We start from the raw sequence: 23793 nt of genomic DNA, 5'->3' as shown, positions 1-23793 counted from the left end.
TTTAAGAGAGTTCACAATGAAACAAAGCGAACCATCACCTTTCCACCAAGAGGCAGCATTACCTTTAACCTCATATCAAAGCTGGTTGCTATCCACTCAAAGGCAGCGCAGCGAACAGAGGTCGATAGCTAATTTTATCTATCAGGAATTTGACTACACAAATACATCTTGGAAAACCTTTAAACCTTGCCTAGAGGTTTTAATTAACCATCACCCGATGCTTAAGGCCACTATCAGCGACGATTTCTTCCTCCAAAAATCTAACAAGCATCATGTAGATGCGTTCGCCGTTAATGACTTAACCTCCGTTTCTGAAGAAAAAGCTATTGAGAAACTGAAGCTCACTCGCACTGAACTGACAACAAGCCGCTCTTCAGCAACGGTTTGCTTGGTCGTGAGCCTTTTGCCGTCAAATACCATTAGGCTTCACGCTCGTTTCAACTCTGTTGTCGTCGATATGCCAAGTGTGATGCTGTTTTTTGAACAACTTGCTCAAATGTTACGGGGCACAAGTCCGAGCTTTGCTACTGAGGAGCAAGTATTCGTATCGCATCAACAGTTGGTAGATAGTGAGTTGGTCGAGACACCATCGAACAGCAGTAACGACTGGGAAGAACATTTACTCAATCTACCAAGTTCCGCTAATGTCCCAACTCTTTGTGAACCGGAGAAGCTGATTGAAACAGGCGTAACAAGGCGAACATTAACGTTGCCAACAGACAAATGGCATCGGATAGTCAAATACAGCCAAGCCTATGAGGTTACATCAGAACTGACATTAGCGAGCGTGTTCGCCGCAGTGCTCTCCCTGTGGGGGCAACAGAGAGAGATGATGTTAAGGTTTGATTGCCATAAAAACAATGCTCACCTTGATGTTATGGGCCAATTTACTCAGCCGCTATTGGTTAGCCTATCGGGAATCAATCAGCGTTTTGTTTCACTTGTAAAAGAGAACCAAAGTCACTTCGAACAAGCACAATCGTTTCCAACCATGGCGATTTTCCCGCTTGTCCAACAATTAGCAAAGCTTTCAGAATCCCACCGTTATCCAGCCAACATCGCTTTTTCTAGTCAGCTATCAACCGTCAATCAAAAACCAGTATGGGGCTGTTACCAATCAGCAAATACATGGCTCTCCCTGCATGCCACTATGTCAAAAAACGGGCTCGAACTGTATTGGGACAGTCAGAATGCCCTTTTCCCAGCAGACATGATACAAGATATGCTGTGCACCTTCTCCGAACTGCTCGAGCATCTCAGCCAAGCGGAGAGTCACTGGAATCAACCTTTACCCGTATCGCTGCCTAAAAATCAAATCTCGGTGCGTCGTGCTATCAACAACCAAGATAACCAACCTCTGCCAGAAGGTTTACTCCATCATGGTTTCTGGGAAAATGCCGAGCGCTTCCCTAATGCTACGGCAGTTATCCACGGCAAAATTTCACTCAATTACCAAACGTTAGCGGACTATGCAGAGCGTTGTGCTAAGACATTGACACTGGCAGGCGTTGAACCGGGAGATCGTGTCGCGATAAGCATGGATAAAGGTATTGGCCAGATTGTCGCAGTCTTGGGAATTTTGTATGCAGGCGCTATTTATGTGCCGGTTTCTCTCGATCAGCCTAAGGAAAGGCGTGAAGGCATTTATCTAGGCGCAGGCATCAACGTAGTCATTACCGACGAAGCGGCTGTGACAGATGCCACATCAACCGACGGTTTCACTTACCTCACATGGCAAGACGCGATAGAAAGCAGCCCACTGTACAAGTCTCCAGAAGTAGACCCAGAGCAGCCAGCTTATATCATTTACACTTCGGGCTCGACAGGCACACCAAAAGGGGTGGTAATTTCTCACCAAGGAGCTCTCAACACCTGTATCGCACTGAATCAACGTTACCAAGTCGACCATAACGATCGTGTGCTTGCTCTCTCAGCGCTTCACTTCGATCTCTCTGTTTATGACATCTTCGGCTTATTGTCCGCTGGCGGTGCGGTTGTTTTAGTGAATGAATCGGACAGAAGAGACCCAAGTGCTTGGTGTAAAGCAGTTGAAGATCACAACGTCACGATGTGGAATAGTGTTCCAGCCCTTTTCGATATGCTATTAACCTACTCTACGTGTTTTAACTCCAAGGCCCCTTCCCGTCTTAGGTTAACCATGCTGTCAGGCGACTGGATAGGGCTCGATCTCCCTGCTCGTTATCGCCAGTATCGATCTGATGGGAAATTCATCGCAATGGGTGGGGCGACAGAGGCGTCGATATGGTCTAACGTATTCGATGTTGAGCAAGTCCCTAATGACTGGCGTTCTATCCCCTACGGATACCCTTTACCAAGGCAGCAATATCGAGTGGTTGACGAGCTGGGAAGAGACTGTCCAGATTGGGTACCCGGAGAGCTCTGGATTGGCGGTGACGGCGTAGCACTCGGGTATTTTAATGATGAGCCGAGAACCCAAGCACAATTTTTAACACTGGATGGCCAACCTTGGTATCGAACAGGAGATATGGGGTGCTACTGGCCTAATGGCACGCTCGAATTTTTGGGACGCCAAGACAAACAAGTCAAAGTCGGTGGCTACCGCATTGAGCTAGGTGAAATCGAAGCCGCACTTAATACGATTCCTCAAGTGCAGCGAGCGGTTGCATTGGCAGCAGGCAAAAAAGATAAGACACTCGTCGCTTTTGTTGTCACGGATTCAGCACAAACGGCAACCAAACCTCTGAATACTGAGGACATACAACGCCAGTTGAAGGATCAATTGCCAAAATACATGTTGCCTCAACGTATCCTATTGCTTGATGCATTGCCTCTTACCGCCAATGGTAAAGTTGATCATAAAGCACTCGCTCAGATGACAAGTCGTAAAAGAAGCCAATGTTCGAACTCAGAAAAGCCATTGGTTTCTGCCAGCGAACTTAAAATAGCAGAGCTTTGGGGTGATGTACTCGGGCAACAAGCATTCCATAAGCTCAGTGACTTTTTCCAATCTGGAGGTGATGCTTATCGCGCAGTTGAATTGATTCAACGCTGTCACAAAGCGGGATACCCGATCAAGTTGTCGGTATTGTATCGTTACCCTACGCTCGAAGCGTTCGCTCTCATAATGGAGAGGTGTAAAATCACAACACCTCAAGGAGCGTGATCATGAGTCCTCTAGTGACTATCGCAACTTCTGAGGCACATTGCGATACACATTATGTAGTGTGCCCTTTCGCAGGAGGTGGCAGCCGAACCTTCACGAGCTGGCGTAAGCTCAACCTCTCGAATGAATCCATTTCAGTGATGGTGTATGCAGGTAGAGAAGCGCGAATTGACGAGCCCGGCATTGAGACCATCGAATCACTGGCCGAGGAACTGGTTCAAGCCCTAGTAGCGAGTAGCCTACCAATCGAAAAGACCGTCATCATTGGCCACAGTATGGGTGCGCAAGTGGCGTATGAAGCGTCGAAGCTACTTATTAAATTAGGCCAATCGCCGCAGGGTTTGGTGATATCTGGATGCCAAGCGCCTCATATTCGGGGGCGAAGATTGATAGGCGACTGTGACGATCAAGCTTTCATTGAGAATCTGGTTGATATGGGTGGATGTGATCGCAGCCTACTCGATAACCCACAATGGTGGTCGATCTTTCTTCCTGCTTTACGAGCGGATTTCGCTGCAACGGAGAGGTATCTGTTCCCGTCAGCACCGGATGATCAGGCTAAACTATCCGCCCCAACACTTTTAATATCGGGAGATCGTGATTCTGAAGCGTACTTTGCTGAAGTAGATGATTGGAAACTCTGGTGTAATGAAGTGCGCGATCATCTTGTTGTCGAAGGGGCTCATTTCTATATCACTGAGAATGCTCAAAAGATGATCGACTGTCTAAGGGCTTTCTCGAACGAACTGAAATGTTCTCAAATCTGAACAAGTTACGCTTAAATGCGGCGTGACTCATCAACGCCAAAATAACGACAAGTAAGGGCATGCAATCTGAATGGTTGCATGCCCTCCTCTATCAATTAATCAATGTGCCTCTGGAGTGCCGTAAGTTTGGAAAGCCGACTTCTTAGGTAAACGATACACTTCTTCGCCTAACACCTTATTGATGATTGAAGCGTTTCGATGGGCACCAATCCCCAGGTCGGGGCCACCGACGCCATGTTGGAAGACTTCTGGATTTTGGACAAAGACGTGTCCAACCCCCTGATCACAACGTTGAGCAGAAAAGTCCGATTCGACAATCAAATCGCCATGCTCATCCACGGCTAACACCGATCCTTTTAGTGCATCCAACCATGCTGGCCATTGATGCGTGTAACCTGTCGCACAAATGACAGCATTAGTATGAAGTGTGAATGCTTTTTCCTGTTGTGATTGATAGCACGACACTGCGAATACATCAGAGCCGTCGATAATCTCAATATCATTCACCTGACAGTTAGAATACAAATTCAGTCCCGGCTCGCGTCCTCCTATCGAACGCTCATAAAGTAAGTCAAAGACATCTGCGATGGTATACCCACTTATCCCTTTATAAAGTTGCCCTTGTCCTTCTACGATGTTTCGACGTTTCTCACGTGAAAGCGTGTGAAAATAGTCCATGTATGCCGGAGTAAAGCACTCTTGGCCCAGCTTAGATGCTTCCATCGGATGGAAACCAGCAGAGCGAGTTACCCAATTAACCCTCGCGCCGCCTTTGATCTGCTCATCAGTCAAATCTCGATATAAGTTGAGAACACACTCCGCTGCGCTTTGGCCCGAACCTACCACGGTGACGCTGTTACATTTAGCCAACTCCTCGCGCATGTGTGCAAATTTAGCAGAGTGCTGAATCAACGGGTGAGCAGCATGGCTTGCCCACTCCGGTAGCCAAGGCGCAGTACCAACACCGATCGCTAGATTTCGACTGTAACGTTCTTTAATTCCACCGTCAGTCGATTCGCTTTGAACCTTAAAGCACTCATTGTCTTGAGAGTATTCAACACCAACAACATTTTCACTGTAGGTACAGTTTTCTAGTTGTTCAGCCGACCATTGACAGTAATGGTTATATTCGCTGCGCGGAACAAGGAACGTTTCGTAATAGTAAAATTGGTACAAGCGATCATGTTGTTTGAGGTAGTTTAAATAGCTCAACGGATGAGTAGGATCGGCCATAGTGACCAGGTCCGCCAAAAAAGGAACCTGTAAAGTTGCACCCGGTAATAACATACCACTGTGCCAGTTAAATCCATCCCGGCGCTCAATAAACTCGGTGTCGAGTTTAGGTTGATGAGCAGTTAAAGCAGCAAGCCCTAGGTTAAATGGCCCTATTCCAATACCGACAATATCTTTTATTGTTATATTCACTTTTTCTCCTTGATATGAGATGAAAACGTTATGAATTGTGGGAGGCGCAAACCTCTGGAATGGCAAGGTCAACACCACCATCCCAGAAGAAAATATGCCACTAAATCAATGATGCATTAGGTCACGACCTCGAAACCCTGAGTTAAAGCGAGCGCTTTTACCTCCGCAGCATCTTTACAGCGAATGAGCTGCATCGGTGGCAACTCCACCCGTAGCACTTTATTTAATTCAGTACTGATTTGTTTTAGATGGTTAGGCCTCAAACCCAACTGGGAAAAAGGCAGACTCTCTTTGGTTTCATCAGTCACTGGTTTACCAAGCACCTGGCAATAGACATCAAAGATAATCTGTTCGGTTGAGTCTTCAGCAGCCAAATCGCTGAGCGGTCTATCGAAGAGCTCTATCACTCTGGACTCCAAAGGCTTTAGAGTTTGCTCAGGGGCAGTTTCAAACAGAGAAGTCTCAGCCATATGGCAGAAAGTCATATCGATATGATCCAATATCATTTTCACCTGTTCGTCCGCCACGGCTTCGCTGGCATAGTCAACGCTGAACATGATCGAGCCACCAGCCATGGCAACAAAACGTACATCCATTGCAACTTGAGGAGTTTGTGTCAGCCCACGCTGAAGTTGCATCGGTGCATTCTTACTGAGCGTTGGCCACGATAAACCGTTTGTTATCACAATCGGCAGAGTCGGCCCTGGTCCACATCGTTCAAATAAAGTACGAGCCAGATCAACCCCAGAAAAGGCGAGATGTTCGAGCCCTTCTAACGTGTCTGCTTGCAAGCTTTTGGCTCGCTGAAGATAATCGTTTTGTGTCGCTTGCCATTGAACAGCAATAAAACTGGATTCACTTGAGTATGTCGCGCTCACCATTGGCAACACCGGAACCGCAACACACAACTTTCCATCACTCACATGCGAAGATATCGCCTCAAGAGCTGCTGACATCATCATGGTATTCTTGTAAAGGCCCTGCTTGCCTCCCACCCGAACGAGCTTTTTCACCGTCTCTTTATCAATCTCAAGACTCTGCCTTTGATAACGAGAACAAGGGATCGATTCGAGTGATTTATGCCAAGGGAATTGCATCGGTTTATCGACAGACTTTAGTTTTTTCAGCCAATAGCTTTCGTCTCTATGGCGAGTAATTTTCGGGTCTTCTGTCGATGACTCGGGTTCAATATGCGGTAAGTAAGGCGCTTCACCTTCAAACAACTCAACCAACAGCGCAGCAATAGAGCGAGCATCGAGGATTAACGCATCAAAGCGCGCGAACACATGAGTGATACCATCCGGAAGCGCAAACATTGTGATATCCCATAGCGGTCGCTCTAAATCAAACATGGCGTGGCTGTAATCATGCCTGAAGCGCGCTAACTCACTCTCTACCCTGTCTTTTTCTGTGCAAGATAAATCATGCAAAGTCAGGTTCACTTGTGGGCATAGGCTAACTTTGAGCTCGAGTGATTTACTATCAATATATTTCCTCAAGCTTGGGTATCGGATGACCATTTCTGATAGCCTGCGACGGATAACAACTGGAGAAAGCGTACCTCGATATTCAAGGAGCTCCTGCATCGCAACTCCGCCTAATGGCATCTGCGTTGTTCGACCTAGTAAATATGCGCGCTGCATCGAGCTCAGCTCCGCAGTTAAGTCAGACTGGCATACGAGCTTTGAGTGCAAACTGCCCATCGAGGCGGTCAATAATTTAGGGTTAGAAATGACGCTTTTGGTGAGAGCCACAAAGTGATCAAACATCGCAGATGTCCATTCCTTTGGTAGGGCTTCTTGTCGTACATCCCAATTAATCATGACACCACCATCAATGCTCACCACTTGTGAATCCAGTGCAACCTGAGAGCCTTGAGAGATAGTCCAATTCATCTTGCCAAAATGTTTATGGACGCGGCGGGAGAAAAGATCACCACTCGGTAAATCAAGAGCAGAAGTAAAAACAACCGGCGCTAACTGGGCACTACCATGATGCAACGAAAGATCTCGCATCACATTCACACCGTCATAGAAGCTATGACCAAGTAACGGCCCCATTTTTTCGGCGACAGAGTGGCAAAAATCGATCAGCGTGTCGGTCTGCGTCATATCCACGCTGAGCACAACAAAGTTGACAAAATCGCCGACAACCCTTTCTGTACCCTGCGTTATTGGTGGCCGCCAAAATACTGGAACGTTAATCCTAAAAGCTTCATCGCCTGTCGCCGTGCCTAAGGTTGTTGCGAACAAACCTAGCATCAGATTAGCGGGCGTGATTTTGTATTGCTTTGCGAGAGAGAACAGAGTGGACCGCTGCTCAGAATCAAGCCAAGCGGAATAGTGCTCACTTGTAATTTGACTTGGGTTGCCTTCAGGGAATGGCAAGGAGGGTGCTGGCGCAATACTTTCTAAATGAGCTTTCCACCACGCTCGGTCGACTTTTCGCTGTAGCTTGAGTTCTGGCTCTTCTTTTGCGAGATCATGCCACACAAAAAAGGACGGCTTATCATCCGTATCAAATACACCGCCTTCATAAAACGTCGCTAAGTCCTCGATTAAAATACGACAACTGTCTGGATCGATAGCAATCATATCGGTATCAATATGAAAGCGAAACCCATCATCAGGTAATAAACTCACAGAGAACTTTGCGGCTTGTCCTTGTGTTAAATCAAGCTTTTGATGTGCCCATTGGCTTCTTTTTTCATTCAAGGAATTAGTTAATTTATCAGCCGATAATTGACTGAAGTCATCTACCTCTAAAATGTTTCTATTGGGCTCATCGATAATAGAACAGGTGCCTGAGCTATCAACCTTCAATCGCAACATTTCATGCCGTTTATATAATTTTATTAAAGCAGCGTGAAGTTTTTCAAGGTTAATATTCTTGCCATCGAATTCGGTATAAAGGTGGGACGCAACGCCACCAAGTTTAGCGTTCTCATTTCTTCCAAACCAACATGCAGCCTGCATTGGTGTTAAATCACTCATCTGCTTTCACTTTGTTGACAATCAATCGGTAAGGCGCCATTATTTTGCAAACAATAATCATTTACAACAAAAATGTTAATATTATTATATAGATAAGCCTTAATCCTTGCTAAAGCAGGAATCTGGTGCGTTGAATGTTTCTGCTGCGTGATCTATGCCACCAGTGGAATAAAAATAGATTGACATATAAATAATATTAAAAATTGATAAGGAGGTTTACTCTGGTTACACCAATATTTCGTAAATAGTTTGGTGCTCTTAATCTCTAACTCTTAATGCAATAGCCATGCTGTATAAAAATAACCGTACTCACTTCTATAAATAGAGATCGACTTGTTATTTTATACTGTTATTTTTGACATTAATAATAAGAGCATGACAGCTGATAAAATAAAACCAATATAAAGCAACCTTTACGCTAATAGTAATTTAATCATTAGCAAGCTAGCTGTTCATTTTTTAATAAAAATAACCAACCATATAAATACAATACTTTCTTCTTTAGAAACCATATAAATAATAATGATTAAGGTTTATTCGTACATCAGCCACTTGTACTTTAAATCATTAAAATAAGACTCAACAGGCGACACAATGAAACTATCCGATGAGGATCTAAGCAGACTTAACGAGTTCTGGCTTTACTGCAGCGAAAACCAATATTTTAACGTCGGGTATCCTGAATCTGCTGATTTTGATTATTCCGAACTGGAAAAGTTTATGAAGTTTTCCATCAATAACTGTGGAGATTGGAGAGAAGAAAGCAATTACAAGCTCAACTCCTTCGACTTTGAGAAAGATGTCATGCGTTACTTCTCCCAGTTGTTCAACATCCCCCATCAGGAAAGTTGGGGCTATATTTCTAACGGTGGTACAGAGGGCAACCTGTTTTCCTGTTATTTAGCACGTGAGCTCTTTCCAATGGCCTATCTCTATTACTCTGAAGAGACTCACTACTCGGTCGATAAAATCGCTAGATTACTCAACATACCCTCGCGCAAGATCCCTGCTCTATCAAATGGTGAAATAGATTATCAACTGCTCGTAACTCAAATTGAGCGAGACCAACAAGGCAATCCCATTATCTTTGCCAACATTGGCTCAACTATGCGAGGTGCCATTGATGACATTGGAAGAATACAGAATGATCTCGCTACTCTAGGGCTCGACAGGAAAGATTATTACATTCATGCCGATGCCGCATTAAGTGGGATGATCTTACCATTTGTGGATCAGCCACCACCCTACTCGTTTCAAGATGGCATCGACTCCATCACGGTATCCGGACACAAAATGATCGGGTCACCGATTCCATGTGGGATTGTGCTAGCCAAACAGCATATGGTTGACCAAATTTCCGTGGAAGTGGACTACATCTCGTCACGTGATCAAACCATCAGTGGTTCCAGAAATGGCCATAGCGCACTGTTCATGTGGGCTGCAATTAAGAGCCATTCATTGTCAGATTGGCAATCCAAAGTGAAGCTTTGTTTGGATATGGCGGACTATACCGTTCAACGCCTACAAAAAGCGGGCATTGAAGCATGGAGAAATAAGAATTCGAATACCGTCGTTTTCCCGTGTCCGTCTGAGCCGATTTGGCGAAAGCATTCTTTGGCCACCTCTGGGGATGTTGCACATATTATTACCATGCCACACCTCAACAGCACAGCGCAATTAGACGCATTAATCGATGATGTCATTTTCGACTTATCGCCCGAATATGGGCTTGGGTATGTCATCGGACAAAACTAAATCATCACGTTTAACAATGTCAGTTAAGAACATCAGTTCAATAGGCTTAATATGAAAACGACTATTTATGTAACCTTGATTTCTTCGTTGATATCTCATGGCTTAAATGAGGTAAGAAAATGATAAATAAGATCATTCAGCACTACATCACACCAACCTTACTACCCGCTTTGCGGCCTTCAGTGGCTAAGCTTTCTCTTGGCGTTCTCTGTGAGGTATCTGCCGCGGTGGCAAAACTAGGTGCTTTATTGTGCTTAATCCAACTCATCGATGATCTTTCAACTCAGTGGGTTTACGCCGCGATAGGGTTTTGGGTAATCAGTGCCATTATCTCTTCTTTAGGATCTTGGTTAGTGCACGATGCCGAATCCCTGTTTTCCAATCGTCTACGCCGTCAGGTAGCGCAACACTTGGTTCGCTTACCAAGTAAAACTATATCAAGATACGGCGATAATCAGTTGCGTCGCTTGGTATCAGAGGACATCAATACACTGCATCATATGGTGGCCCATTTGCCAGCAGAGTTAGTGGCATTCATTATCGTACCAGCCTCGTCCATAGCCATTATGTTGAGTCTCTGCGGGCCAATCGCGTTGTTTACTCTCGTACCCGGTTTGATTGCGTCACTGTATTACTTGGTGTTTTTGCCCCGATTTGCCGCCAAACATGGCGCTGAGCGAATGACCATAATGGGGGATATTGTAACCGCAGTGAATGACTATACGAGGGGGATCAGAGTTAACCGTATCTACGGTACTCAAACGGGCGCACTCACCAATTATTATGACGCTACCAGACGCTTTACTCAGGGCATTGTAAAGTGGGTAGGAAGTGTTGCCCTTCCCGCCGCCATTGCAATTGCTTTGTTGCAAGCTGTCGCCACTTTCGCGATTGCGTACACCATTGCCTACCAGTTAAGCCCTGCCGCTATGGCATCCGTGTTCTTTTTTGGATTGGCTGTCGTCACGCCAGTACTAAAGCTTGGACACGGACTGGACTACGTTACAGCAGGCAAACATGCCGCTAAAAACATCAGTGACTTCCTGCAACAAGCCCCTATTGCCAGCGGCAAGCTCAATTGCAAATCTCAGCCTCAAAAATTACAAGCTTCAAACCTAGTAGTCGTCAACGACAAAAAAACGGTCATCGATAATCTTACCCATGATTTTGTACCAGGCTCCTTTACCGCAATTATGGGACCAAGTGGAGCAGGAAAAAGTACCTTACTGCGTATTTTGGCAGGGCAAGAAACACCCGCGCATGGCAGTGTATCGTTAGGGCGTGAGGAACTATTCGAGCTTTCCGAAGTTGCGCGCTATTTGGCAATACGTTATGTCCCTCAGGACACCGGAGTGCTTAAAACTACCATTAGGGAAAACTTGCTGTTGAGCGCACCAGACGCCAATGATGATGAGTTACGTCTCGCACTCTCACTCGCTCGGCTAGAACTTGATCTTAATACTGACGCCAGCTTGCTATCTGGCGGCCAGCAGCAACGTATCGCATTAGCGGGCGTTTTTCTGAGTAATGCCAATGTAGTTCTGCTCGACGAGCCCACCAGCGCTCTCGATGACGATACCGCAATCGACATCATCAGAAGCCTAACCGCGCTCACTAAACAACACAATAAGACGCTGGTCATGGTGACCCATGATTCAAAGCTCGCACAATTGGCTGATTTCACCCTCACATTAAGTGGACAACGACAGGATGACGAAGTATGACACCTAAAAATGCCGTTTCTTCCAGCTCAACTATCCCATTAAACGCTAAATCTCGCTTGTATCGAGTCGCACTGGGTTGGACTTTTGTGGCTCTATTCGAGGCCGTCGCTTATACCTTTCTTGCGATATCCATAGTAGAACGAGCAGCACCACTTAACGTGATCATAGCCGCTGCACTTGCCGTGCTTGTCACCGTGCTGGTCACACGTTCTGGATTTCTTTCTGGAGCTAGATTAGCAGGCGACCTTTACACTGCTGTGGGACGCGCTCTCAGCAAGGCTAAACTTGCATGGTTTAACGAGCAACATCGCACGCAGCTCAACCAACTGGCTGAGCGAGGTATCCCTGGGTTTATGGCAATCCCTGCCCATAAGTTACAGACATTCTTACATGCTCCACTACTGCCGGTTTTCTTGGTTTTTGGCATTGGTGTCGTAGGAGGCATCCAAATTGCACTGTTGAGTGGTGCTCTGCTAGCCGTTGCTTTATCAGCTCAATTTATGGCACAACGCCACCTTAGTCGCTCAGATAAAGACAGAAACAGTGCAGATGTGCAAGCGACAAAGTCAACACTGGAACTTATCGACCATTTTGATTTACTCCGCTCGACAGCAGGACCAAAACGCGCAATAGAACGTATTGATCAAAGCTGGCGTGCGCAAGAAAGGGTGTACGCTGGGATAAATCAAAGCGCATCAGTTGCAACTTTCATCTCCACATTGGCCACCATTTTGCCACTCGCTGGCCTTGCCACTTATCTGGTTTGGATACAAATAGATCAACCCTTGCTCATCTTAGCGCTATTAATTTTGATTACCCGAGCGGCGGCACCGCTTGGTGAGCTAGCGCTGGCAGGCTTTGCTATTAATGATGTCAAAGCCTCAATGAATAACTACGGCCAACTAACCAATGTCCCTACCCTTCCAGAAGCGGCTGGTGACAATGTGGCCGTTCCAAGCAACCATAAATTCGAGCTCGATCATGTTAGCCATCAAGGCTTATTTGAAAATGTCAGTTTGGAAATCAATCAAGGCGAAACGGTGGTCATTAATGGCATCAGTGGCAGTGGCAAAAGCACATTACTCGGTCTTTTTCTGAGGTTTGATGACCCGAATAAAGGTTCTATATCCCTTGGTGGTGTCGACCTTAAGGACATCCCATACGAATCTTTCATCCAGCATATTGCTTACGTCGCGCAAGATCCGATTATTTATACCGGAACGCTGGCAGACAATATTCGCTTAGGTAATCCAAAAGCAAATGACGAAGAAGTTGAGCAGTTTGCTAGATACGCAGAACTCAATGAGCTTATTGACTCTTCAGAAGAAGGTATTCATCAATCAGTCGGTCAAAAAGGCTCTGGGCTATCTGGTGGTGAAAGACAGCGAGTGGCGATTGCACGAGCTCTGATCAAAAAAGCCCCTATTCTCGTGCTCGACGAAGCGACGTCGGCATTGGATGAAGCCACTGAGACTAGAATTGCTGAACATATCCATCATTTGAACGCAACAGCGATTATTGTGACACACCGAGACCTAAAAATTTGGCGTCCAACAGTCGAGCTCACTATCAATAACCAAAAGGTAAATGTGCAGAAACATACGGCTGAAACTGATCGTAAAAAAATGAAGTTGGAGCATGAATCTGATGCGCTAGCGATGAGCGTTTGATCTCAGTAATCCAACAAAATCAAAGCGCCCCTGTTTTATACAGGGGCGTTTTTTATACAGGGCCATAGAAATAAGTAGCTTTTAAGCGGTAACTTGCGTCGCTTCCCACCAGTCTTTGATGGTATGCAGAGCCACCATTTCAGCAAGTTCGACATTAAAACCTAGTGCCTTCCATCGGCTGTGCAGTGTCATTACTCGAATTGAATCCAGACCAAGGAAGATAAGATTTTCATCAACGTCTACCTCATCCAAATCAACGTCAAGTATATCCGCGACATCCTTCCTCATAGACTCTAAGCTCAAAGCGCTTGATGAATCTGATGGCTTCATCGGTTTGATAAATTCATTCACGGATTTCACGCACCCGCTTCTTCCAGCAACATATTTAAGAGTATGAAGATGATCTTCTTCGGAGAAGTCCGCGATCGCATCACCAATAACGAAAGGTTTGATATCTAGCATAAACGCATCCAACGCTGTCGATAGAATGCCAATATGGCCATAGACACCGACAATGATGAGCTGATCTCTTTGCTCTTCTTGCATCCACTGAAGTAATGGCGTTTTCTTAAATGCACTATAACGCCACTTGGTATATTGAATATCACCGGCTTGAGGTGATACTTCCAGAGCAATATCCGTATCTTGAGTTAGACCTGCACCCCAGAAATCGGTCAGAAGTGCCCTCTCATTCGGTTCCTGATTTGCAGGCTGAGCAGTGTAGACAACTGGGATATTCACCGCTCTGGCATTGTCTAGAACCTGGCGAACATTCTCCAAAAGCTCTGGTACTGGTGACTTCGTTTTATCAAAGAAGTTGAGGAAATAAGTCTGTAAATCATGAACTAAAACAACAGCCTTCTTAGGATCTATTTTCCAATCTACTGTGTTTTCTGGAAATGTCTCTGACTGAGGAATTTTATATGAGGCGATCTTGGGAATAGCCATTTAGTTATCCTTATCTGGAACGATTACTACAAAATATGGGGCAAGCGAGCCCAAAATGACAATATTGATAATCAATATCATTCTCAGTAATTCTAAGCCAACAATGAATATAAAATCAATTGCTTATATGAAATTCACTCCCCAAAACGCAGATCAATAATTGAATTGGTTCATCGCTCACAACTTCACTCAGATCAGCAGACACAAAAAAACCCTGCCAAACTGACAGGGTTTTCATTTCTTAAGAAGCTACGTTACGCGAGATTAGTCACGTAGAGACGCTCCAAACTTCTCAGATACGTGAGCAACGATAGCGTCAACCGCACCAGCGATGTCTGCATCTTCAAGCGTACGCTCTACAGATTGTAGTGTTAGCGCGATAGCTAGGCTCTTCTTACCTTCTTCAACACCTTTACCAACGTAAACGTCGAATAGTTTCGCGTCTTTCAGGAACTCGCCACCTTGCTCTAGACATGCTGCAACGATGTCGCCAGAAGCTACTGCTTCGTCAACAACTACCGCGATGTCACGACGGTTTGATGGGAACTTAGAAAGCTTTACTGCTTCAGGAATCACTTTAGTGTTGATTGCAGACCATTCCACTTCGAATACGATAGTACGGCCGTTTAGACCAAACTTACGCTCAAGCTCTGGGTGCACAGTACCAATCACACCAACTTGCTTGCCATCAACGATGATAGCTGCAGATTGACCTGGGTGAAGCGCTGGATTCGCTGCTTTGTCTTCAGCAGAAAGTGCTGCGAAAGAGTAAGCCGCTTCGTTAGCTGTTAGCTCAAGAACCGCTTCTAGGTCACCTTTAAGGTCAAAGAAATCAACTGTGTTGGTTTCGATGTCCCAGTGCTCTTCACTGCGAGTACCTGCGATAACACCTGCAAGCATAGGCTCTTGGCGCATACCGTTTTCAGCAGACTCACATGGGATGAAACGTAGGCCGTATTCGAATAGACGAACGCGTGGCTGTTGACGCTTCTGGTTGTGAACCACAGTGTTTAGTAGACCTTGGATAAGGCCTAGACGCATTGCTGACATATCCGCAGAGATTGGGAATGGCAGGATTAGCGGCTCAACACCTGGAACAACCAGCTTTTGCTGCTCTGGCTCAACGAAGCTGTAAGTGATTGCTTCTTGGTAACCACGGTCAACAAGTAGGTTGCGAACGCGTTTTAGCGGAATGTTCGCTTCTACGTGGTCGTGCATCTTTAGTGCTGCTGCTGGGTTTTGGTTAGGGATGTTATCGTAACCGTAGATACGACCTACTTCTTCGATTAGGTCTTGCTCGATTGCGATATCAAAACGCCATGTTGGTGCAGTTGCTGTCCAACCTGCATCTGTAGTCTCTACAGTTAGGCCAAGACGCTCTAGAATTTCAACAACATCGCTATCAGCAATGTGGTGACCTAGTAGGCTGTCTAGCTTAGTGCGACGTAGTGATACTGTGTTTGCTTTTGGTAGGTCAGCTTCTGACTCTACAGCAACAACAGGTGCTACTTCACCGCCACAGATCTCAACAAGAAGTTCTGTTGCACGCTCCATTGCGCTTGTTTGTAGTGCGAAATCGACACCACGCTCAAAACGCATTGAAGAATCCGTGTGTAGACCGTAGCTACGTGCGCGGCCACGGATGTGGTCTGGTGCGAAGAATGCACACTCAAGTAGTACGTCTTTAGTCTCAGTCGTTACACCAGACTCTTCACCACCAAAGATACCTGCGATAGCAAGTGCTTTGTTGTGGTCTGCGACAACTAGAGTATCAGCGTTTAGCTCAGCTTCGTTGCCGTCTAGAAGAGTTAGCTTCTCGCCCTGCTCTGCCATACGAACCACGATGCCGCCTTCAATCTTAGCTAGATCGAATGCGTGCATTGGCTGGCCTTGCTCTAGAAGAACAAAGTTAGTGATGTCTACAACAGGGTCGATAGAGCGGATACCACAACGGCGCAGCTTCTCTTGCATCCATAGTGGTGTTTCAGCTTGAACATTTACGTTCTTAACCACACGGCCAAGGTAACGTGGACATGCTGCAGTCGCTTTCACTTCGATAGAAACTGTGTCGTCGATAGCTGGTGCTACTGCGTTTACCGCAGGCTCAGTTACGTCAGCACGGTTTAGAACGCCAACTTCACGCGCCATACCACGGATACTGAAACAGTCCGCGCGGTTTGCCGTTAGGTCTACGTCTACTGTTACGTCGTCAAGGCCTAGGAATTCGCGGAAATCAGTACCGATTGCTGCGTCTTCTGCTAGCTCCATGATGCCATCTGACTCAACGTCGATACCTAGTTCAGAAAATGAACACAGCATGCCGTGTGATGGTTGACCACGTAGTTTTGCTTTTTTGATTTTGAAATCGCCTGGTAGTACAGCACCAACAGTCGCTACAGCAACTTTGATACCTAGACGGCAGTTGGATGCGCCACAAACGATGTCTAGAAGTTCTTCAGCGCCAACATCTACTTTAGTTACACGTAGTTTGTCAGCGTCTGGGTGTTGACCACACTCAACCACTTTACCTACTTTAACGCCAGTGAAAGAACCAGCTACAGGTAGTACGTCGTCTACTTCTAGACCCGCCATTGTGATTTGGTGTGTAAGTTCGTCAGTCGATACCGCAGGGTTTACCCACTCACGAAGCCAAGATTCGCTAAATTTCATAGTGATGTATCCCCTGGATTACTTGAACTGTTTTAGGAAACGAAGGTCGTTCTCGAAGAACGCACGAAGATCGTTTACGCCGTAACGAAGCATAGTTAGACGTTCAACGCCCATACCGAATGCGAAACCAGAGTACTTCTCAGGGTCGATGCCTACACTGCGCAGTACGTTAGGGTGAACCATGCCACAACCTAGAACTTCAAGCCATTTGCCGTTCTTGCCTTTCACGTCTACTTCTGCTGAAGGCTCAGTGAATGGGAAGTAAGAAGGACGGAAACGAACTTCAACTTCTTCTTCAAAGAAGTTACATAGGAAGTCGTGCAGGATGCCTTTTAGCTGTGCGAAGTTTACGTTCTCGTCTACTAGCATGCCTTCCACTTGGTGGAACATTGGCGTGTGCGTTTGGTCGTAGTCGTTACGGTATACACGGCCTGGTGCGATGAAACGGAATGGTGGTTTACCATTTTCCATCGTACGGATCTGAACGCCAGACGTGTGAGTACGTAGCATTAGATCTGGGTTAAAGAAGAACGTGTCGTGGTCAGTACGCGCTGGGTGATCTTCTGCGATGTTTAGTGCATCAAAGTTGTGGAATGCATCTTCAATCTCAGGACCAGACTCAGTGTTAAAGCCTAGCTCACCAAAGAACTGTTCAATACGCTCAACAGTACGAGTAACAGGGTGTAGACCACCGTTCTCGATACGACGACCTGGTAGAGTCACGTCGATTGTTTCAGCTGCTAGCTTCGCTTCTAGCTCTGCACGTTGTAGTGCATCTTTACGAGCTACGATAGCTTGCTGAACTACGCCTTTCGCTTTGTTGATCTCTTGACCAGCTTCACGGCGCTCTTCTGGTGGTAGTTTACCTAGGCTTTGAAGTTGAGCAGTTAGCTCACCTTTTTTACCTAGATACTGAACACGCACTTCATCAAGTACGACTAGCGATTCTGCAGCTTCAATTGCCGCGCTCGCGTTAGCAATGATCTCTTCTAGATGTTGCATCGTTTCCTCATCTACCTATTGGTAGTATCCATAAGGGAGTGATTGGTTTTTTGATAGCTGTACATAGTAGCCAAACGCGCCACCAAAGCCAAATTGAATTATGAAAAGAAGAGGTTATTGAATAAAAAGAACACAAAAACGTAAAAAAAGCAGCGTTGTCTAGGAATAACGCCCATTTTATCGAGGTTGTTTTTACATAAGAGGCCAAAGAAAGTCACTGGTATTGTTCTTATCAAGCGAGAAAACAAGCCCGTTTTCTTTGGCGATTGAATATGACAAGTAATCTAGTTTAAAGGCGTCAGTTTTTGTACGGTTTGAACTCGGTTTTTACCGTTTTGTTTTGCCAAGTAAACGCCCTCATCGGCAACCCAAATTAAATCCGTGTAGGTTTCCATATTGTCTCGACGCTCTGCAACACCAACACTGATGCTCCCTCGCCAAGGTTCGAATGAAGTAGGAACAAGCATATGGGAGACCTGCTTTCTCACCGCCTCTGCCACATGCAAACCACCCTCTAACCCGGTATCGTTGGCTTGTTTTTTTTGCTCTTCATACGCTGCTTTTGGAGACATGCCGGATTGAATCGCCGCCACTTGTTTAGACATATTCTGATCGATGCCAAGAACGTGGTACGCCAGCCAATGAATAAGGAAATCCAGCAACTGTTCGGCCGCACGCTTATTTTCTTCATTGATGAAGCTTTGCATGCTGATGATATCGCTCATGAACGCGCGATGGACTTGGATATGTTTCTGTAGATGCTCAGGATGGATCCCCACTTCGCGCATCAAGTTCTCTTCTTCTTTGAAGTGGAACTCTGTGTAACGAGAAAGATCAAACACTGCGACTTGAGTATCGGTCAGGGAGATGCTGTTTTGTGCCAAAAGTTCGCCGTACTTATTGATGAAGCCGACTAAATACTGGTGTTGCTCATCAACTTGTTCGATTCCAGTTTCGAAATATGTGTCCCAACGAAATGAATTCAGCGCTACTACTCCTGAGTAAAACCAGTCAGTATTGATAGTTGCTTATACACAACTATCAATGCCACAATTAATATAAGGAATAGTAACGACAATATTTTTTTAACGCTTTAGAAGCCAGTCAAAATAATGACGTAGATCTACTTACCTCCAACTTTTCGATTAGTTTATCTACAAATTTAAAAATAATACTGGATGGAGAACTCAATAAAGTCATCGTCCCGCGCAAAGTAAAGCAAATCTGTTGGGGTATCATTTTTAAACAGCCAAGCGTCTATTTGCCACTTGAAATGATTTGAAATGCGGCTGGAAGCCTCAAGTTTTGCGTTGTACACATCGGAGTTATCGAGATCTTGCGTGATACCCGTTAGAACTTCAGTACCATCCTCATCATTTAATGCTAAACGAATACCTGCAAACACATCGTTTTGCCCGATGTTTTGCGCGTTGTTACCGCGGCTGTCATACAAATACTCGCCGATGATGCCAACGTCCCATGCTGTCTCAAGAGCGCCCACTATCGTGTATTCAAAACCGGTGACGACTCCGACATGATTGTCGAAGCTATCGCGGTAGACACTCTCTAGCTTCCATAACCAGTCGCCCACAATGCCTTGAACATCCAGCCCAACATTGTTCATTAGGGCGTAATAAGGCTTTAACTCCCCTTGCTCAAACCGAAAATACGGGTCACGGTTTGTTCCATAAACATAGCTTAAGCCCACATCCCAATCGCCGAACATTTGTGCGTACCGAAACGCGACATCCACATGCTTTTCTTCTCGGCTAGATTCATACAACGCATCATCAGAGACAACAGGATCAATCCTCAAACGTCCATCTTTACCCGCAAATGTCCGCTCACGAAAATAAGGCAATATCATGGCATCCACCGTCCCCCAATCTTTGATAGATGTAAAGTGCACCATAGGTTGGCCAAGCTTATCTTCTCCATCAACCGCTTCTAGTGCATCAATTTGGTTTACAACATCAACCAAGTGCGCAGACTCTGTGACGCCCCAAAACACCTTACTGATGCCAACACGAAGTTCGTAATCATCCCAATAGGTTAAATACAAGGCTTCTCGAATATCACCATGAGTGCGCTCATCATCCATGCTGTCCCAGCGATAAAAAGGTGTGAACGTGAAACTCGCATCACCGCCTTGCAGATCCCAGTAAAGCTCAGGCTGCAACACGAGTGATGTTTGTCCTTTGCCCTGTCCTTGAGCACCATCAGAGAAAAATTGCCGATGCTCAATGTTAGCCTGCCCCGCTAGTTCAACGCCAAACAATGGCGAAGAGCACAGCATTGCAGCAATGCTAGCCAAGGTTCGGTTTGCTGCGATTACTCTTTTCATTCAACCACCCTACTTAACACGCTTTAGGGTGTTTTTGTTGAAATCGTTGTCTTTTAACCCGGTCTGGAACGTGAGTTCACTGGTTGTCAGTTCTGTGCTTTTACCTGTTTGGTGATTGGTCATCGCCATGGTGTGCGCACGCCAGTATTGATTTAGGTATTGCTTGTAGTCAGAGAACAGGAGTGATTTTAGCAACGCGCCTTTGCGGTCATAAAACTCTACTTTCAGAGGACGATAGTGCGCCTTGTCCAACCAAACCACCTGCTTGGTGTAACCAGAGTTTTTATCTGTCGGGATTTGCTCCAATACAAACGTCTCTTGGTCATTCATCGTTTCATCTTTTAGGTAATTGAAACTGTATTTTTCGATCTCGAATGAGCTCAGGTCTTCATAAGCAAACTCACTGCCCATAAACGGACCGGACTTATTACGTGAAGCAATACGTTTTACACGCTTAAGAGCCGGTAGGTAGAGCCACTGGTCATCAGCACCAACTGTATGAGAATGGTTGAGGAATGCAGTGCCTTTTACATCACGAGGCTCATCAAAAATGGTCAACCCTTTGTCACCATCGTCGGCAACCTCAAGTGATTTCAAACGCATCAAACGCGTACTGCTCTCCCCTTGTGCGTTGCGAAGGATCATTTGCATGGTTGCCACCGAATCCCCCCAACCTTCATCACGAGCTTTGCGCTCCTGTGCAATCTCTAATCCTTTTGCTTCATCTGCCCACGCAAAAGGCGACAGCAAAAGTGAAACCGTTAGTGCGGCGACTTTGAATGGTGTTGTAACTAGTTTCATCATGTATTCCTTGTCTTGATTCCTGAAGTTCGTGTCCGATTACAACGGTGTCGCTGCAACGTTATTCTTAGCTTGTGAGCGGGGTGATTTCGTTCCAGTGATTTGTGGGTAAGTGGCCTTATCGAACAGCATCAATAAAGTCGGTAAGAATAAAAAGTCCACGACTAAAGCGATAAAGATGACTATCGCGCTGAGCTGGCCCATATCAGCGTTCAAACGGAAGCTCGACATGGCCAACACCGAAAAACCAGCCACCAAGACAACAGTGGTAATCCATAGCGCGCGACCCACAGTATGGAAGGCATAGCGAACCGCCTGCTCTGCTGTTTGTCCCTCTTTTCGAGCTCGTTGATATTTAGAGAGGAAGTGAACGGCATCATCGACAACAATCCCGAGCGTCAATGTAACAACAACAGATAGTCCGAGGTTGATTTCACCTGAGATAAGCGCCCAGAGACCAAAGCCAATCACGGCCGGTGCGATGTTTGGCACCAAGCTGATCAAACCAAGTTTGAGAGAGCGAAGCGCAAAGATAAGCAATGCGGAAATGAGTACTAATGTAATAGGTAAAGTAGAGAGCATACTCGCCATGTTGGTCTCACCAATGTGGGCGAACATCAAAGAAGGGCTCGAAGCAACTACTTCATATTGAGGGGCATTGTCAGCGAACCACGCATAGATACGATTCTCTAGATCAACCAATTCAACACTACCTAAGTTATCAACGGTGAGTACCATTTTAATTGACGATTTATCAACATTGATTTGGTTATTTAGGTCGAGTCCATACGGCAAGGACATCTCATAAAGCAACAGATATTGTGCAGCCAGTTCGCGATTTTGTGGTAATGCGTAGTAGCTTTCGTCGTCGTCATGCATGTTCTTGTTGAGACGTTTATACACATCCGCTAGCGTCGCAACATGGTCAGTTTCAGGTTGAATTCGCAGCCAATCCGTAAACCCACCAATAGCATTGAGAAATACCGGGTCAGCAATCCCTTGTGACTCGTTAGTTTTAATCGCAATACTGATGTTGGTCATGCCACTGATGCGCGCTTCCATAAAGTCGGCAGCTTGGCGAAAATCACTGCGGTTGTCGAAGTACTTGACGGATTCATCATTGACGCGATTCAAAGGAATCAAACTCGCGCTGACTGCAATAACCAAAACAGATGCAGGCAATAACGCTTTGCGATGTGTAACAACAAAGTCGCCCAGTTTATCCATAAAGTCAGACTTGCCGTTCGAAGGCGTTTGCTTAACATTAATAGGAAACAACTTCAGTAAGGCAGGAAGAAGCGTGACAGAAAGGAAGCATGCGACCATTACGCCTAACGCTGACAAGTTGCCGAAATCTCTCAATACCGGAGAATCGGACATATTCATCATCAAGAAGCCGATCGCCGTAGTCACTGAAGTGATTAGGATCGGTATGAAGTTAAGAGAAACACTTCTTTCGATAGAGTGCGCTTTACTAAAGCCATTTTGCATCGATTGACGCATCGTGGTGATAACATGCACACAGTCCGCAACGGCGAGCGTCATAACCAGTGTTGGCACGTTGACCGTTGCGGTGCTCAAGAACATGCCAGCCCATCCCGAAAGCCCCATCGTTGCCATAACTGAGCCAATGATAACAATCAGCGTGGCGACAACACTCAAGAATGAACGCAACATTATGGTTAAGAACACCAAAATCACTAACAACATGGTTGGCACCAATGTCGAGCTATCCTCCTGCGCAGCCGTCATAAACGCGTAGTTCATAGCAATAATGCCCGCTTTATGGAACTCAACATTTGGGTAGTTCTGTTGGTAACGCTCCAACATTGCGTTGATATGAGACATCACCTCTTGCACTTCAGTAGTCTTGTCTACTTCTGGTAGTTGCACGGTAATATTAACAACCGTGACGTCACCTTTCTCTGAAATCAAAGCGCCTTTCAGCACGGGTTCAGTCAGCGAAATTTGCTTTACCTTTGCAATACGGTCTGGGGTTAGCTCATAGTCTTCATACAACAAGTCTTCGACGAGAAGATCATCTTCAAAGGCTTCAGTATGTTGGTAGTTAGCAATCGAGTCCACGCGGCTTGAATAAGGCACCTGCCACGAATCATTAGTGAGGTTTTGTATAAGTTGAAGAGTTGCTGGAGTGAAGACGTCGTTGTTGTCTGGTGCAACGACGATGGCAAGGTTGTCTGTTTTCGCAAAGGTGGTTTGAATTTCATCAAAAGCCAACAACTGCTTATTAGTGCCATCAAAAAAGATATTATAGTCACCACGAAAATAGAGATTTTTTCCTCCTATTGTCGCGAATATCACGAGCAATACTGTCGCCAGCACTACCCAAATACTGTACTTGGTTGGAACCTTCCCCCATTGACTGGAGGAGCCTTGTTGAGCTTGGTGGTGTTTCATCACACTCTCCTTTTGTGACGTTTCGTCATAAAATGGAGCTAAAAAGCAGCTTGCGCTGTTCTCTAACTCCAGATCCGTTTCTAACGCGCTTTACACCAGCCTGGCTGAAAGGCTTGGTGAAAAAACATCGT

The 23793-nt window shown here is 45.7% G+C and carries 14 protein-coding genes; 5 read left to right on the top strand and 9 right to left on the bottom strand.

Features of this window, described 5'->3' with window-relative positions:
• The first annotated feature begins 16 nt into the window (after positions 1-16).
• A complete protein-coding gene (locus A8140_RS07190) occupies positions 17-3145 on the top strand; it encodes a non-ribosomal peptide synthetase (RefSeq protein ID WP_005533422.1) in 3129 nt (1042 codons plus the stop codon).
• A gap of 2 nt (positions 3146-3147) precedes the next feature.
• Positions 3148-3912, top strand: a complete 765-nt coding sequence (locus A8140_RS07185; RefSeq protein ID WP_005533424.1) for a thioesterase II family protein — start codon at positions 3148-3150, stop codon at positions 3910-3912.
• Between the two features lie 99 nt (positions 3913-4011).
• Here the strand turns inward: A8140_RS07185 and angU are convergent, their stop codons facing one another.
• Positions 4012-5337 (bottom strand): anguibactin biosynthesis histamine N-monooxygenase AngU, encoded by a 1326-nt coding sequence (gene angU, locus A8140_RS07180; protein WP_005533426.1) that lies wholly within the window; start codon positions 5335-5337, stop codon positions 4012-4014.
• A 116-nt stretch (positions 5338-5453) separates the two neighbouring features.
• Positions 5454-8330, bottom strand: coding sequence for a condensation domain-containing protein (locus A8140_RS07175; RefSeq protein ID WP_005533427.1), 2877 nt, complete (start codon positions 8328-8330; stop codon positions 5454-5456).
• A gap of 594 nt (positions 8331-8924) precedes the next feature.
• Between A8140_RS07175 and A8140_RS07170 the strand changes: the two genes are divergently transcribed.
• The 3 genes from A8140_RS07170 to A8140_RS07160 all read left to right on the top strand — a co-directional run bounded on the left by A8140_RS07170 (position 8925) and on the right by A8140_RS07160 (position 13479).
• Positions 8925-10085: a histidine decarboxylase gene (locus tag A8140_RS07170; protein ID WP_005533429.1), complete on the top strand. Its 1161-nt coding sequence runs from the start codon at positions 8925-8927 to the stop codon at positions 10083-10085.
• Between the two features lie 119 nt (positions 10086-10204).
• Positions 10205-11809 carry an ATP-binding cassette domain-containing protein gene (locus tag A8140_RS07165; RefSeq protein WP_005533431.1) on the top strand — a complete coding sequence of 535 codons (1605 nt, stop codon included), beginning with the start codon at positions 10205-10207 and terminating at the stop codon, positions 11807-11809.
• A complete protein-coding gene (locus tag A8140_RS07160; RefSeq protein ID WP_005533433.1) occupies positions 11806-13479 on the top strand; it encodes an ABC transporter ATP-binding protein in 1674 nt (557 codons plus the stop codon). Before A8140_RS07165 ends, A8140_RS07160 begins: the two co-directional genes overlap by 4 nt.
• A gap of 81 nt (positions 13480-13560) precedes the next feature.
• Here the strand turns inward: A8140_RS07160 and A8140_RS07155 are convergent, their stop codons facing one another.
• From A8140_RS07155 to A8140_RS07125, 7 genes are all read right to left on the bottom strand, one after another.
• Entirely contained in the window at positions 13561-14427 is an 867-nt protein-coding gene (locus A8140_RS07155) for an isochorismatase family protein (protein ID WP_005533435.1), read from the bottom strand.
• 264 nt (positions 14428-14691) lie between these two features.
• On the bottom strand, positions 14692-17097 hold the full coding sequence (gene pheT, locus A8140_RS07150) for a phenylalanine--tRNA ligase subunit beta (protein WP_005533437.1): 2406 nt from the start codon (positions 17095-17097) through the stop codon (positions 14692-14694).
• 18 nt (positions 17098-17115) lie between these two features.
• Entirely contained in the window at positions 17116-18099 is a 984-nt protein-coding gene (pheS, locus tag A8140_RS07145; RefSeq protein WP_005427963.1) for a phenylalanine--tRNA ligase subunit alpha, read from the bottom strand.
• Between the two features lie 284 nt (positions 18100-18383).
• The gene (locus A8140_RS07140) at positions 18384-19085 is read right to left on the bottom strand and encodes a GGDEF domain-containing protein (RefSeq protein WP_033000318.1); all 702 of its coding nucleotides are present in this window, start codon (positions 19083-19085) and stop codon (positions 18384-18386) included.
• A gap of 176 nt (positions 19086-19261) precedes the next feature.
• Positions 19262-20443, bottom strand: a complete 1182-nt coding sequence (locus tag A8140_RS07135; protein WP_038863286.1) for a hypothetical protein — start codon at positions 20441-20443, stop codon at positions 19262-19264.
• A gap of 9 nt (positions 20444-20452) precedes the next feature.
• Positions 20453-21244 (bottom strand): outer membrane lipoprotein-sorting protein, encoded by a 792-nt coding sequence (locus A8140_RS07130; protein WP_005536642.1) that lies wholly within the window; start codon positions 21242-21244, stop codon positions 20453-20455.
• A 39-nt stretch (positions 21245-21283) separates the two neighbouring features.
• A complete protein-coding gene (locus A8140_RS07125) occupies positions 21284-23662 on the bottom strand; it encodes an efflux RND transporter permease subunit (protein WP_005536645.1) in 2379 nt (792 codons plus the stop codon).
• Positions 23663-23793: the final 131 nt, after the last annotated feature.

This window comes from Vibrio campbellii CAIM 519 = NBRC 15631 = ATCC 25920 (assembly GCF_002163755.1).
Lineage (GTDB): Bacteria > Pseudomonadota > Gammaproteobacteria > Enterobacterales > Vibrionaceae > Vibrio > Vibrio campbellii.
The sequence above is the reverse complement of the archived record's forward strand: the minus strand, read 5'-3'. Positions and strand labels throughout refer to the sequence as shown.